This window comes from Micromonospora sp. DT4 (assembly GCF_049841675.1).
Taxonomy (GTDB): Bacteria; Actinomycetota; Actinomycetes; order Mycobacteriales; family Micromonosporaceae; genus Micromonospora.
On the sequence record NZ_JBNCKT010000133.1, the window covers coordinates 1 to 13557 of the forward strand.

Genomic DNA, 13557 nt, shown 5'->3' on the forward strand with positions numbered 1-13557 from the left:
ACGCTTGGTCAGCTGCTGCAGCAGCCCGCCCTCACCGGTCAGTTGCAGGCCCGAGGTCCGGGCCTGCTCGACGAGCTGGCCGATCAGGTCGTCGTTCGCCCCGGCCGGCAGGCCAGGCTGCTGCTGCTTCTTCGCCACCGCGGCAGTATCCACGGCGTCAGTCGTCATGGTCATCAGGTGCGTCTCCTTGATCAGGAGTTACACCGTTCTTTTTACAGTCCCCCGGGCTCAGGCAAGGACACTGTGGCTAACTCGCTGTGATCTTGCACTACGCACAGCAGAGCGGCATGGGGGCGAACGCGATCAATCTAACGACTTGGTGCGCGATTGATGTCTGGTCAGGCTCGCGTGGGCGGTTCGGTGGGTGTGGTTCACCGTTCGGCGGCGCGGTCGGACACCAGTCCCGCGATGGCGAGGATGGTGTCTTCGAAGTGGTCGCGGCGTCCGATATAGCGCTGTAGTGGTCGCCATTGCTTGGGTTCGGCGATGGCGTGTTCCACACAGGTCCGTTGGGATGACTGGGCGTGCCGGGCGGTCTCGTAGGCGGCGTGCTGGGTGTCGTCGGTGGTGTTGCCGGGTTTCTTCGGCGGGGCGGTGACCTGGTCTGCGTAGTCGCGGGCCAGGCCTTGGTAGCCGGAGTCGACCTGGGTTTTGACCTGGGGGTACTGCTGCAGGAGGTCTTCGATGCCCTCGGTGCGCAGGGCGGTGACATCGTGCATGCGTCCGGGGCGGACCGCGCCGCACCACAGCAGCCGGCCCTTGTCGTCGCTGATCACGGTGGCCTTGCCGGTGTTCTGTTTCTTCTTGCCGGAGACGAACGCGCGCCTGCCGGGTCTGCCTGCTTTCGGGCGGCGGACCTGGACTTCGGTGCCGTCGATACGCAGTTCGACGCCCTCGGCGGCAGCGTAGGCGAACACGTCGGCCAGGGTCCGCAGCCGTACGCCGGGCTTGCCGGGCACGGCGAACCCGCGGGCGGCCAGCAGCGGACGGACCTCGCCGACGGCTCGGGTGATCGTGGACCGGTCCACCCGGTAGAGCAGGGCCAGCGCGGCGTGCGGTAGCTGCAAACGCAGCACGACCAGGGTGGCGATGACCCGGTCGGTGAACGGCAGGTCGTGGTTCGGGCCGGCGCCTTCGGCGCGGAGCCGGTCCCGGCCGCGTCGATCGTGGAGCCGGGACTCCTGCTGAGCGGTCCACGGCTCGGCCAGTTCGGCGATCAGCTTGGCCAGTCTGCGTCGTGGGATACCGGTGAAGATACGATGCGACATGGCCGTGCGGCCTGGTCTTGACGTCACAATCATGATCGTGCCGCACGGCCACCCTCATGATCGGCGCGGGTCACTCAGCTATCGCGCACCAAGTCGTAAAGGCAAGAACCTACTTCGGCGCTCCGGCCGATCCCGCCCTGGTCCGTCCCTGGTCCGCACCCTGCTTCTACATGCGTAACGGTGATCAACAATGCGGACACTGGCCTTGAGGAGTCGTCGCTGCGGTCATGCGAATTGGCTGACCTGCCTGTTTATAAAGAGAATCCATGCGGAACGCTGATGAGATTCGGCTCTGGTGCTTGAGTCCCAAACCTACGGATTAAAAGTCCTCAGCTCTGCCATTGAGCTAACGGCCCGCAGACCCACAGGCTACCCGAAGCGGGTACGGCCGGCTGCGTCGCTCGCCCCTCGTTTGGATCTTCCTGAAGGGCTGGGGCGCCGGTTCAACTGTCCTGGTCGTGGTGGTGGCCCCGGCCGGCGCAATCGTCCCAGATGCGGGTCAGGTGTTGGGTCATGCGGCCGGCGGCGGGGTGGCCGGGGTGGTGGCGTCGGTGGGTGGCGATGGTGTCGGCGAGCAGGACGCGGGCTGCGTGGCAGTGGCCCAGGTCGTGCAGGACCAAGGCGGTGCCGGCGTGGGCGGCGAGGGTTCGGTGGGCGTGCGGGCCTTCGACGGCGGTGAGGCGGTCGGCGAGTTGCCGGTAGAGGTGGTGGGCGCGTTGAGGGTGTCCGGCCCGCCGGTGGGCGAGCGCGAGGAGATGCAGGGCGTCGAGGCCGCGCGGTTCGGTAGGCCCGTGCAGGTGGGCCGTGCTGTGGTGGGCGTAGGCGGCCCAGAGAGACGCCTCGGCGGGGCGCCCGAGGCGTAGGTGAAGTTCGGCCAGGAGCGTGGCGGCGTGCGCGTTGGCAGGGTCGGCGGGGGCGGTGGCGGGGTCGACGCCGCGCAGACCGTCGCGCAGGAGCTGGCAGGCGCGCAGCGGATCGCGTAGGGCCACGGCGCGGGCGGCGGTGACGTGCCGGGTGAGTTGGCGGTCGCGCTGCTCGGGCGGGAGCGCGGGCGCGGGGCGCCAGGTGAGGGTGATGTCGCGGGCGGTCACCCCGACGGTGACGCGGGCCAGGACGCGGTGGGCGTGAACGGCAGCCAGCTGCGGGGATGCCGGTGCGCCGGCGGCGGGAACGATCCGGGCGGCGTGGCGCAGGATGGCCCGCCCGACGGCATCCGCGACGGCATCCGCCTTCAAGGGCCGGGGCCGGCAGCCGGGCCCGCACTCGTAGCCCTGCCCGGCACCAGCCAGGTCGGAGTGGTTCATCGGCTGGCCGCAGAACACGCAGCGCAGGAGTCCCGGCGACAGGTGCGACGCCGACCCGTCGGCTGGTGGGCTGGCGGGCGAATCTGGGGTGGTGGCCTTGTTGACCCACTTCTGCACCAGGCGAGGGTCGAGGTGCAGCTGGCGGGCGACGGCGGTGACCGCGCCGTACGCCTTGACGGCGCGGGTGTCCGCGACGCGTTGGACGGCGGCGTCGATGAGCTCGGCTGGGTACTTGCGGGGAAAGGCCATCGTCTGGTGGGTGCCTGTCGAGGATGCGGTGCTCGGGTGTTCGGTTAGCTTGCCGATGGTGGGGCTAGGCGAGCAGGTCCTGCCAGCGGCTCCCGGCTGGGCGGGCGGGGTCGACCGGCATGGCACTGCGGGTGTTGCGGCGCATCGGGTGCAAAGTCGGCCCGTCGGGCAGGGTGACGGCCGCCCGGGCGCTGTAGCCGTGGCGGGCGAGCAGCCGTTCACCGACCGGCAGGGCTGTGGTCCAGGACGGCAGGTCGACGCGGTCCAGGCGGCTCCGGTGGTGGGCCAGCAACGCGGTCGCCCGGCCGGCGCGCCGGGCGTCGGGACGCACGGCGAGGATCGCGAGGTGGTAGTGCGGCTCGGTCGGCTGCCGCTGCGCGAGGAGCTCGTCGAGGATGGTGAAGCGGTCTGCGTGCGCGCCGGCGGCTTCGGCGAGCCGGCGGTGGTGGTTGGCCGGTGGTGGGATGGGCCGGTAGCGGTGAAAGCCGACCGTGGCGGCGGCGAGGTCATCGGTCAGGTGGATGTCGCCGAAGAACAGGGCGTGCTCCACCCAGATCGCGGCGACGCCGGTCAGCACCTGCCGCCGCGAACCCGGCTCGGGTGTCAGCCAGGCGGCGAGCGGGCTGTCGTGCAGGGCGTCGGCGATCAGCGCGGCCACGGTGTCCTTATCCGCCCAGCGGGCGGCCCGGATACGAACGTTCGGGTCCATGGTGGTGGGCATCCTTCGGCGGGCTATCGGTAGGCGGCGGTGGCGAGGTCACCGACGGCGGCGTCGACCGCGGCGGTGATGTCGCGGACCGGCCGGTGGTGCTGGGCGGCGATGGCGCGCAGCTGGGCGGTGAGGGCGGCGATGTCGTCGGCGAGGTAGAGGTGGCTGGTCAGGCCGAGGGTGGCAACGAGGCCGGCGAGGGCGGCGGTGTGGTCGTCGGGCTGGTTGCGGCCGTTGGCGATGTAGTGCAGGCGGGCGCGGGCGACGACGGGCCACTTGAGGTCGGAGGGCCGGTACCGGTCGGTGCGGGCCAGGCCGCCGAGGCGGCGGCGGACGTCGTGGCGCAGGATCCCCCCGGCGTGCAGGCCGGCGCGGGTGCGGTCGTACAGGTCGTCGGCGAACCCGCGTAGCCACCCGCGCAGGGCTGGGACGGGGTGGGCGTAGCGGATCGAATCGAGAGCAGTGTCGGCGATCAGGTCCCCGACCGGCCGGTCGAGGTGCAGCCACAGCCGCTGCTCCCCGACCGGATGGCTGTCGTCATCGGTGCCGTCGAGGGCGATGCGGCCGGCGAGGAACAGGTCGATCAGGACCGCGCCGGCCAGGCCGAGGGCGAGGGCTTGGCGGTGGATGTGCGGGTGGCCGGTGTCGTCGTCGTGGCCGAGCAGGAACAACTCGTCGCGCAACGGCAACTGAGGAACACGCGTCATCAGACGTCCACCCCCTTCTACCGGAGCTCGGCGGCGCACTGCCGCAGCCGCGCGTGCAACGCGCCGTACCCGCCGACCGGCGCGGATGCGGGAAGCAGCGCCTTGTCGATCGCAGCCAGGACGGTGTAGTTCGGGTCGCACACATTGCCGATCGGCGCCCTACCCGCCTGCGACACCAGCTGGTACGCGTCGAGGTCGTCCAGGCCGGTCAACTCGGCCGTCCAGGCGATCAGGTCGCGCTGCGCGATGCGGTAGGCGTCCTCCAGGGGTCGGGCGCAACCGATAGACATGATCTCGCGGTCGGTTTCTAGCCGCGGCCACACCGTCGACACACCCTTGATCACCTCGATGGTCAGCGTGGTGACGGTGGCGATCTCCACGCCGACCCCGCAGGCCTCGCCCTCGCCCTGGCGGGCGTGCCCGTCGCCGAGGGCGAGCATCGCCCCATGCACGTTCACCCCCAGGTAGAGGGTGGTGCCGGGGCGCAGCTCAGGGGTGTCGAGGTTCCCGCCATGGACGTCCGGGACGATCGTCGAGCGGGCCTCGAACCCGCCAGGGGCGACACCGATCGTGCCGATCATCGGGTCCAGCGGCAGATCCACGTAGTGATCGGTTTCCGTGGCGCGGAAGCGGACCGTGCCGGACTGCCGGTCGATGTCGTACACCCACACCCGCTCATCGAGGGGCGGCTGAAGGGTCGCGGTGTGGGAGGTGAAGGTCAGCGCCCCGAAGTGCGGGAACGTCGACGACACACCCCAGTCCCGGGCAGGCGTAATGGCGGCGAGGTGGATGGCGAGGGTGTCGCCGGGTTCGGCGTCCTCGACGAAGAACGGCCCTGACACCGGGTTCAGGTACGGCATGCGGCACACCCGCGACGGCAGGTCCGCCGGCCCCCGGACGAGGCCGGCGAAGCAGTCCTCGGTGTGCACCTGCAGCACGTCGCCGGAGCGGACGTGGGCCACCGGCATCCGACCGCCGAAGGTGTAGGCGAACTCGTCGCGGGCGGGACGGTAGATGATCGGGTCCACGTCGATCACACCCGCTCCACGTCACGCGGCTGCGGCTGCGCCGGCGCCAGGCCCGACAGGACGGGTCGGCGACCGGACAGGTACAGGCCAGCGAGAACAATGACGCCGAGGGCGAGCCAGGCCAGGCCGAGGCGCTGGGCGGCGATGTTCGCGTTGACCACGACGTAGGCGAGGATCGCGAACCCGATCGCAGGCATGATCAGGTGCGCCAGCCAGTTACGGCTGCGCCGGCGGATGAGGTGGTGCACGACCACGGAGACGTGCAGCACGAGGAAGGCGACCATCGCCCCGAAGTTGATCAGCGACGACAGAAGGGTGATCCCGTCGGCGCGGGTGGCCATGTAGAGGCCGAGGGCGAGGGACACGGCGCCGGTGAGCAGGGTGGCGTTGATCGGCACGTTGCGGCGGATCGACACCTTCGCCAGGAACGCGGGCAGTTGCCGGTCGCGGGCCATCGCGTACAGCAGCCGCGAGGTGGCGACCTGCGCGACCATCGAGTTCGGCAGGCCCCACGCGGTCGCGGTCGCGACCGCGCACAGGGTCGCCAGCCAGCTCCCGCCGGCCGCGGCGGCGGCGTCGTAGAACGCGGTGCCGTTCGGGTCGCCGTTGGCCAGGAGACCGTCCGGGTCGGGGACGAGCATCGCGGCCAGCCACGTCTGAGCGATGAACAGCACCCCGGCCAGGATCAGGACGGCGGCCATGGCGCGGCCGATCTGCCGGGAGCCGCCCTTGGTCTCCTCGGCCAGCATGCTGATGCCGTCGAAGCCGAGGAACGACAGCACCGCGATCGACACCGCTCCGGCCACGAGCGACCAGGTGAAGGTGTCGGCGTTGTAGAAGGCCTCCCAGCTGAACCGGCCCTTACCGGTCGCGAGTGCCCAGCAGGCAATGGCCAAGAAGATCGCCAGGACGATCAACTCGCCGACGAGCATCACCCGAGTGACCACCGCGGTCATCCGGATCCCCACTGAGTTGACGACCGTGTTGACCGCGACGAACCCGAGCAGCCACAGCCACACCGGCACCGACGGCACGGTGGAGTGCATCGCCATCGACGCCACCAGGTACAGCAGACCCGGCACGAGCACGTAGTCGAGCAGGATCACCCAGCCGGCCAGGAACCCGACCGGCGGGCTGATGCCCCGACCGGCGTAGTTGTAGACGCTGCCGCTCATGGGGAACGCCTTGACCATCTGCGCGTAGGAGAACGCGGTGAACACCAACGCGACGACGCCGATCGCGTACGCCAGGGCCACCATGCCGCCGGAGCCGGCGTACACGCCGCCGAAGATCGCCATCGGCGCGATCGGCACCATGTACACCAGCCCGTACGCGACCAGGTCACGGAACCGCAGCCTCCGGGCCAACTCCTGGCGATAGCCGTAGCGGGCTAACTCGTCTTGTTCATACATCAGCGAGCCTCTCTTCCCCATCGATTGCTCGGGCGCAGCGCCAGATGGTGGGCGCCCACCGGCTTGAGTGCGACGCCATCAGCGCCCGCGTCTCCGGCCGGTTCTGGATCGCGTGCTGCCAGGCAAAGCCCCCACGATCAGGCGATCCGCGTCGTGATCGAGGGTCGCGTCCGCAGCCGGAAAGATCGACCCCGCTTGGTGGGGATCACCGATCCAACGGGACTCCACGGATCACGGGGAGTACTCGGGTAGATGGCTTCCGTCACAGCGACGGTGATCGCTAACGTGCTACCCACGGCGGCCCGGAGGCGGAGGCGGGGATGGCGAGGAGCGCGCGTAGTTACCAGCGGGAGGCCGACGAGCTTCGCGCCAGCGGTTGGACGTACCGGCAGATCGCCTCGCACTGGCGGAAGCGGTACCGCTTCAACCCTCGGGTGGCCTTCCGCCTCGCTCATGGCCTGACGCAGGCTGACGTGGCGCAGCGCTGGAACGAGCAGTGGCCGGACGCGGACGCGCCGAAAACCGCCAAGCAGATCTCGTACTGGGAGATCTGGCCGGGCCCGGCGGGCCGGGCACCGTCGTTGGAGACGATGAACAAGCTGGCGTTTCTCTATCGGTGCGCGGCCGGCGACCTGCTCGGCGGCGAGGACCACAGCCACCTCGACACAGCGGCCCTGCGCGCGAGCGAACCGGACCCGCACTCGGGTCGGTCGACCGGCGAGCGCAGCACCGGCGCTCCGCTGCCCGCCGGCACGGTCCTGACCCGGGTCACCGATCGGATCGTCGAGGACTTCGAGATCCTGACCGACACCTACCGGCATCTCGACTACCGGGAGGGCTCGGGCCGGGTAAGCGTGGATGTCAGCGCTCACCTGCACCGGATGTTGGAAGTCAGCAACCGCACGACCAACACCGGCACCCATCACCGGCTACTGCGCGCGGCGGGCGATGCCGCCCAGCTCGCGGCTTGGTTCGCCATCGACGCTCAGCGCTACCAACAGGCACATGGCTTCTGCCGGCTCACGATCTCGCTCGCTGAGAAGGCGAACGACCGAGCTCTGCACTCGTATGGTCTTGGTGTTCTCAGCCAGATCCACCTGCACCGCGGTGACGGCCGTACCGCCCTCAGCCTGCTGGGCACCGCCCGTGACGTCGGCGGGCAGGGAATGTCGGCCGCTGCCAACTCCTGGCTGGGTGAAGCAATCGGAGAGGCGTACGGCCTCCTTGACGAGCCTCGGCGGGGAATGACCGCCCTGGCCGAAGCCGAACGGGTCTTCGACGGCGTCAGCGCGGCCAACACGCCCGTCTGGCTGAGCTTTTTCAACGCCGACTGCCACGCCGCCCGACTCAAGGGTCGATGCCTAACCCGGCTCAGCCGTCCCACCGAGGCGACCCGCTCGCTCTACGAAGCGTTGACCCTGCTTCCCGCTGACTTCGTACGGGAACGCTCCGGCACTCTCATCGACCTCGCGGTCGCGTACACGCAGATGAACCAGATCGAGCAGGCCTGCCATGCGGCCACCCAGGCCGACGTTCTCGCGCGCCGGACCGGATCCGAGCGCAACCGCAAGCGCCTACGGCAGCTCCTGATCGACCTGCTGCCTTGGACCGGCCTCGACTGCGTGCAAAGCCTCTACCGAGAGGTGCTGATTAACTAGAGCGCGTGCGTACGTCGACCCGCTCCGACCCGCTGTGACCCGCCGCTCCTGGATTGAACTGGTCATCCTGTCCGCCCTGTGGGGCGCGGTGTACCCGCTCATCACCATCGCCCTGCGGGATCTCCCGCCAGCGCTCGTCGTCCTCGGACGGGTGCTCCTCGCCGCGCTTCTGCTGCTTCCCCTCGCGATACGCCGGGACGCGCTTCGGCCCGTTTGGCGCAACCCTCGGGCGATCATGGAGACGGTGCTGGTGCAGTCCACTGCACCGCTGCTGCTGCTCACCTACGGCCAGCAGTACGTGTCGGCGAGCGTCGCCGGCATCCTCGTCGGTGCGCAGCCACTGTTCGTCGCGCTCCTCGCCCTCCGCTTCGCACCCGACGAGCGCCCGCAAGGCTGGAAGGGCCTGACCGGGGTGCTCCTCGGCCTGGTCGGCCTGGTCTTGCTTTTCGGCGTCGACCTGCGTGGAGGCCGGCTGGCGCTGCTCGGCGGCGCACTCATCCTCGTCGCGGCGTTCTGCTATGCCGCAGGCGCGATGCTGATACATCGCAGATATGCCGAGGCTCCGCCGCTCGGTGTCGCCACCTCCGCCATGCTCGTCACCACCGCAGCCGTGGCCGTGCCCGCCTCGGCGACGGTTCCAAGCAGATTGCCCGGCTCGGAAGCGACAGCGGCCCTGCTCGTGCTCGGTATCGCGTGCACGGGCGCGACGCTCGCGCTGTTCTACAAACTCATCACCCAGATTGGACCCGCTCGCGCCGCGCTCGCCTTCTATCTCTCACCCGCGTTCGCCGTCACCTTCGGCGTGGCCTTCCTGCGCGAGCAGATCAGCATGGCTGCGATCCTCGGGCTCACGGCGATCGTCATTGGGTCCGTACTCGCCGCCCACCGCAGCGAGCCGACGCCTCCGTGATGCCTGTTTTCACCCCTGGACATGGCTCACCGTGTGGTGATCCCCGGGCGGTCTCGCGGCGCTTTTGGCGCAGCCTTCGTGTCCCGCCCTGGGCCGCCTGGGCCGCACGGAGGGAGACAATCGATCCCGTGAAGGGCGGGCGTGAAGCTCAGAGGCGCTGCCGCTGCACCCGGCCGACCGCACCATAGATAATCTTGACGTGGCCTTGGGTGTTCGCGAAGATTGCCCGTATCGTCCGGTCCTCGTTCGCCTCTGCAAGTTCATGCTTGCGGGCAACTCCGCCGCTCAAGACGTAGCGGAACGCATCCGCAGCACTGGGCTGCTGGACAGCGCCACGCCTGCCGCCGTCTGGCCGACGGCCGCTTCACCCTCCCGCCCATACCTCGCCTACGCCCCTCGACCTAACACGTCGGTCCGGCGATTGACAGGCGCGGAAAGCTGCCCGGCTCCTACGTAATCAGCCGGAGTCAACGGCGGCGAGACGCACTCGACAGATGGCACTCAGCCGATCGACGCGAAGCGGTCGGAGAGGGCGTAACGATGGAACACGACGTCTCCGACCTGTCGTACCTCGGCAAGGCGGGCTCGGCTTGTTGATGTCCATGAGAATGACCCCGGATTCACGAACCGGGGAGCGTCGGCCTCGCCGACGAAGAAGGGCGCCACGACAAGGTGTAGCTCGTCGGCAAGATCCGCCGTCAGCAGTGCGGTGTGTACGCTGCTGCCGCCCTCGACTAGGAGCCGAGCGATGCCGCGCCCGGCGAGGTCGGCCAATACGCGCGGGAATGAGAGCGGGTCGCCGCCGTCGGCGACCGTCGCCACGGACCCGAGGTGTTCCCGCTGCTTGGCGATCGCGCTGGTCTCGCAGTACACGATCTTCTCGATGTCACCGGTGGTGAAGAACGCCGCGGTGGGATCCAGGTCGCCCCCGCGACTCACGGTGACCTTGACCGGCGTGGCCGAGAGTCCGGCGGCGGTCCGGGCTTCGCGGCGGGCTTCGGACCGCACCATGAGCCGGGGGTTGTCTCGGCGGATGGTGTTGGCTCCGACGAGGATCGCGTCGCAGGCGGCCCGCACCGTGTCGACCCGGTCGAGGTCCTGCTCGTTAGAGAGGATGAGTCGAGTGGAGCCGGCCGTGTCGATGTAGCCGTCGAGGGACATGGCGCACTTGAGCAGGACGTACGGTCGGTCACTCACGGATGTCACTCCTACGGTCTGTGGCGATGATCCGCTCGACGAGTTCTATGAACTCGTCAGCGATGGCGCATGAGTCCAGCGAGTCGAATAGGTCCTGCGTGATCCACTCGCGCAATCGTAGATTGATTCGCATCCGGTTGAGCGCGCTGCGGGCCGCTCCGCCCGTGGCGCCGTAAGGGATGATCTTCTTGTCCATGGAGACGGCAAGGTCGATCTCGTCCAGCGTGCCCTGGCCGCCACCGAATACGAGGACGTAGTCGGCGTTGCGGACGACGTTCGGATGGCCGAAGACGCCGACCGCAGCGCCGAGGCTGGGTGGGCGGTAGTGATTGGCGATGTAGGTCATGATCTCGATGCCGACGCCTCGCGGTCCATGTTCAACCTCGAAGCGGTGGTTCATGATCCATCGACTCGCGGCGATGATGCAGCCGTCGATCACCTTGTCGTCCGCGTCTGGTGATCGGCTTCCGCAGACCGAGATGCGTAGTGGTTGTTCGGATCGGGTGGGCCGGAACCACCCGGTTGTCACCGCGGCTTTGTCGCCAACCGGGGCCCCGCGCTGCTTCGGTGCGGTGAACGCGGAGATGGCCACATCGACCGGGGCGAGGCCGAGCATCACGCGGGATTCGTCGGGCATGAGGAGCCCATCGGCGACGCGGGCGAGCACGTCGATGTCAGTGACGCGCGGGGCACGCGTTCCCCGAATGAAGTTTGATACGTCGGACCGGTCGTGGGTGGTCAGGAGCGCGAGTTGAGTCTGCGTGCAGTCCGGGTGCGCTTCGAGGTAGATCTTGAAGAGGGTCCCGATCTCGCGGCGGGCCAGCGCGAGCCGCACGTCATCGCGCCGCCAGAACAGGAGCGAGACGCCGGTGACGTCGAACGTCTTGCGCCGAGTCACCCCGCCCCCCACTGGTCGTCGATCTGCGATGACCAGAGGGTAGTGGATTTCGATGAAGGTTCGCGTGATCTGGTCCCACCGCTTTGTTGTCCGACGCCCGTGGACTCAGACCACGGGTCGCGTCAATTTCCCGATGTCGACGACAAGCCCAAACTCCCAAACGTGGCCGACCACACCGGACCTGCCGGGGGTCGAGGTGCCGCGTATCGAAGGAGTTGAGGAGGGCACATGGTTGATCCCGTTCTGCGGCTTGGCGCAGGTGGTGGGCTGAACGAGTCGACTGTCGTCGTGACCGGTGGCGCCGGCTTCATCGGCAGCCACGTAGTCGCCCGGTTACTTGCCGAGGGCGCGACTATCAAGATCATCGACGATCTCTCGACGGGTCGGCTCGAGAACCTGCACGACAGCCTAGGCGCCGGCCTGACCGATGGGGACATTCGAATCTGTGACGTACGGTCGGCCGAGGCATCCGACGCTATACGGCTGTGGCGGCCGGAGATCGTCGTTCATCTCGCCGCGCAGGCGAACCTGCCAGCCTCGACACGGTCGCCGCTCGTCGACGCGGACATCAATATCCGGGGAACGGTGAACGTCCTGGATTCGTGCGCCGAGGCAGAGACCGGGCTCGTCGTTTACTCGGCCACCAGCGCGATCTACGGCACGGTGGATGGCGACGCCCTTCCTGTTGCGGAGACCGCGCCGATCGCGCCGACCAGCCCGTACGGGCTGAGCAAGGCGACGGCACTGAAGTACCTCGACTGGTACCGAGATCATCGGAGCGTCGACTACACGGCGCTCGTGCTGGGCAACGTCTACGGGCCGCGCCAAGGCGGCCCGATGTGCGGCGTCGTCGGCCTGATGGCGCAGGCCGCGATGGCGGGCGCGGACTTGGCAATCTTTGGCGACGGCCACCAAACGCGAGACTTCGTGTTTGTTGCCGACGTTGCCGAGGCGGTGACCGCCGCCTGCACCACTGGCGGCCTCGGGTTGGTCAACATCGCCTCGGGCGTCGAGACGACCGTTGGCGAGATCGCTGGATGGGTCTCTCAGGCAGCCGGCACCGGAGCTCGACGGCATGCCGATCCGCTGCCAGGTGAGGTGCGGCGCATGGCGCTGGACATCTCGCGGGCGAGGGACCTGCTCGGCTGGCACCCCACGACCCCGCTCGCGGAGGGCGTCCGGATTACCGTCCGGGCCGCGCGGCGGCGCGATTCGATCAAGGAGGCGTCATGAGGTACGCGCGTCGATTCGCGGTCGGGCCGGTCGAGGTGCAGGTGACCTCGAATAAAGGATCGGTCCTTGACTATATTGGCGAGTTCTACACCGCGACGGGTGCCGCCTTGCCGGGCCACGGCTGGACGGTCGACGCTCAGGTTGGCTTGCCAGAACCACATGCCAACATCAACCAGTGGGGCGTTTCCTGGCGGATAGACCGCTCTGACCACACGGTCCATCTGCGTGCCGAGGCCGCCGAGAGCCTCTCGATCACTGCCCGGAAGTGCGTACGGGAAGTCTTGGTCGACCACTGCGAGCAGCGGCGGTACACGATGTTGCACGCCTCCGCGGTCGTTGATGAGGCCCTCAGGATCGTTGTTGTCGGAGACAAGGGAAGCGGCAAGACCACCCTCGCTCTGAAGGCCGCTCTCCGGCACGGGATGCGGTATATGTCCAACGACCACCTGATCGTGTTCGGGCCTGATAGCGCGGCCACCCTCACGTTGACGTCGCTTCCCACCCTGATTCCGCTCAAGGTCGGCACGTATCTGGACCTCGAAGGCGCATTGCCGGAGCCGTGGGATCGTGACGGGCTCGATGTCGAGGCATATCGTGCGTCGTCGAGATCCGAGGTCTATCCGCTCGATCGGCGCGTGCTCTACACGTACCGCCGTCTGGGTCACGACAACCCGATCACGGTAGACCTCGGCCCCCACCGCTCCCCGGTTACGACGTTGATCGTGTTGGCGAGCTACTCGCCGGGCGACGCTGGCGAACCCGAACCCGTCGCGGATCCCGTAACGGAGCTTCTCGCTCACGTGCGTACCGATTGGATGTTCGACCCGACGCTCAACCAGCGGTACCTTCCGCGGGCCGAGCGCGGCCGGGGTGAGTACCTCGCTGACGCCCGCCGCATCGTCACCGCCCTAGGGCCTGTCTTGTGGATCATGGTTGGTGGGGTAGGAACATCACGGGTGTCCGGAGTGTTACCCGAGCGCTATG

At 68.6% G+C, this 13557-nt stretch carries 12 protein-coding genes and 1 pseudogene; 4 read left to right on the top strand and 9 right to left on the bottom strand.

From position 1 onward, the window contains the following. The 7 genes and pseudogenes from ACLQ24_RS25650 to ACLQ24_RS25680 all read right to left on the bottom strand — a co-directional run. Positions 1-174: pseudogene (locus tag ACLQ24_RS25650) on the bottom strand (IS256 family transposase); the annotation flags it as partial. Positions 175-371: 197 nt separating this feature from the next. Beyond that, positions 372-1268, bottom strand: coding sequence for a transposase family protein (locus tag ACLQ24_RS25655; protein ID WP_425894264.1), 897 nt, complete (start codon positions 1266-1268; stop codon positions 372-374). Positions 1269-1711: 443 nt separating this feature from the next. Continuing rightward, positions 1712-2821, bottom strand: coding sequence for a hypothetical protein (locus ACLQ24_RS25660; protein WP_425894265.1), 1110 nt, complete (start codon positions 2819-2821; stop codon positions 1712-1714). Between the two features lie 64 nt (positions 2822-2885). Beyond that, on the bottom strand, positions 2886-3542 hold the full coding sequence (locus ACLQ24_RS25665; RefSeq protein WP_425894266.1) for an N-acetyltransferase: 657 nt from the start codon (positions 3540-3542) through the stop codon (positions 2886-2888). An 11-nt stretch (positions 3543-3553) separates the two neighbouring features. Then, entirely contained in the window at positions 3554-4237 is a 684-nt protein-coding gene (locus ACLQ24_RS25670) for a GOLPH3/VPS74 family protein (RefSeq protein ID WP_425894267.1), read from the bottom strand. Between the two features lie 17 nt (positions 4238-4254). Further along, on the bottom strand, positions 4255-5205 hold the full coding sequence (locus ACLQ24_RS25675; protein ID WP_425894275.1) for an acetamidase/formamidase family protein: 951 nt from the start codon (positions 5203-5205) through the stop codon (positions 4255-4257). 65 nt (positions 5206-5270) lie between these two features. Next, positions 5271-6677 carry an APC family permease gene (locus ACLQ24_RS25680; protein WP_425894268.1) on the bottom strand — a complete coding sequence of 469 codons (1407 nt, stop codon included), beginning with the start codon at positions 6675-6677 and terminating at the stop codon, positions 5271-5273. Positions 6678-6997: 320 nt separating this feature from the next. Between ACLQ24_RS25680 and ACLQ24_RS25685 the strand changes: the two genes are divergently transcribed. Together ACLQ24_RS25685 and ACLQ24_RS25690 are read left to right on the top strand one after the other, a co-directional pair. Then, on the top strand, positions 6998-8335 hold the full coding sequence (locus ACLQ24_RS25685; protein WP_425894269.1) for a hypothetical protein: 1338 nt from the start codon (positions 6998-7000) through the stop codon (positions 8333-8335). A 34-nt stretch (positions 8336-8369) separates the two neighbouring features. Next, the gene (locus ACLQ24_RS25690) at positions 8370-9245 is read left to right on the top strand and encodes a DMT family transporter (RefSeq protein WP_425894270.1); all 876 of its coding nucleotides are present in this window, start codon (positions 8370-8372) and stop codon (positions 9243-9245) included. Between the two features lie 501 nt (positions 9246-9746). Here the strand turns inward: ACLQ24_RS25690 and ACLQ24_RS25695 are convergent. Both ACLQ24_RS25695 and ACLQ24_RS25700 read right to left on the bottom strand, forming a co-directional pair. After that, entirely contained in the window at positions 9747-10442 is a 696-nt protein-coding gene (locus tag ACLQ24_RS25695) for a RibD family protein (protein ID WP_425894271.1), read from the bottom strand. Then, a complete protein-coding gene (locus ACLQ24_RS25700; protein WP_425894272.1) occupies positions 10435-11340 on the bottom strand; it encodes a hypothetical protein in 906 nt (301 codons plus the stop codon). Before ACLQ24_RS25700 ends, ACLQ24_RS25695 begins: the two co-directional genes overlap by 8 nt. A 228-nt stretch (positions 11341-11568) precedes the next feature. Here ACLQ24_RS25700 and ACLQ24_RS25705 point away from each other — a divergent pair, with 228 nt between their 5' ends. Further along, complete coding sequence (locus tag ACLQ24_RS25705) at positions 11569-12573, top strand: NAD-dependent epimerase/dehydratase family protein (protein WP_425894273.1); 1005 nt, start codon at positions 11569-11571, stop codon at positions 12571-12573. Continuing rightward, positions 12570-13557, top strand: a 988-nt coding sequence (locus ACLQ24_RS25710) for a hypothetical protein (protein WP_425894274.1), incomplete at its 3' end; no start/stop codon positions are given. The genes ACLQ24_RS25705 and ACLQ24_RS25710, both read left to right, overlap by 4 nt.